General features: G+C 65.1%; 1 protein-coding gene and 1 pseudogene. Both read right to left on the bottom strand.

Annotation, left to right across the window (positions count from 1 at the left end):
- Positions 1–188 (bottom strand): hypothetical protein (locus MOV75_RS41550; RefSeq protein ID WP_247008687.1); only part of this gene is annotated, 188 nt, incomplete at its 3' end.
- A gap of 163 nt (positions 189–351) precedes the next feature.
- Positions 352–510: pseudogene (locus tag MOV75_RS41545) on the bottom strand (histidine kinase); the annotation flags it as partial.

The following is a 510-nucleotide window of genomic DNA, read 5'->3' as shown; positions in this document are numbered from 1 at the left end:
CGCGTCGGCGCGCTACGTCTCGCCACCGACGGCGGCGGCGCCGTCACTTCGACCGGCGGCAGATTCTGGACGTTGGTCTCCTCGTCTGGCGCGGCCCCCGCGGGGCTCGCGAACACCATCCCGGAGACCAGACCGGTCGAGACCGAGGCCATCAACAAACAACGCTTGAACGAAGGAACCTTGCCCATCCCCGCCTTCCCATCCGTGACCACCGGCTGTTTTGATTTTCGCCGATTGGTCGAGACGAGTGTATTCGGCCGCAATGGGTGCGCCAGTCACAAAAGGTCGGGCAATATCCGATCCCGTTTTCCCGATCAAATCGGGAATTTTTCCCGATCGCGCCGAGCGCGATCAGGCAGCCGCCGTCGGAACCAGCGCTTCCACTGTCAAGCCGCCGGCATCGGAGACGACGTTGAGCGTGCCACCCAGCGCCAGAATCCGCTCACGCATGCCGACCAGGCCGAAGCCGAGCTTCTGGCCCGGCTCCATGCCGCGGCCGTTGTCGCTGAC

The organism is Bradyrhizobium sp. PRIMUS42, from assembly GCF_023006515.1.
In the GTDB taxonomy this organism is placed as follows: Bacteria; Pseudomonadota; Alphaproteobacteria; order Rhizobiales; family Xanthobacteraceae; genus Bradyrhizobium.
Note: the sequence above shows the minus strand (reverse complement) of the source record. Positions and strands in the feature narration are given on the sequence as shown.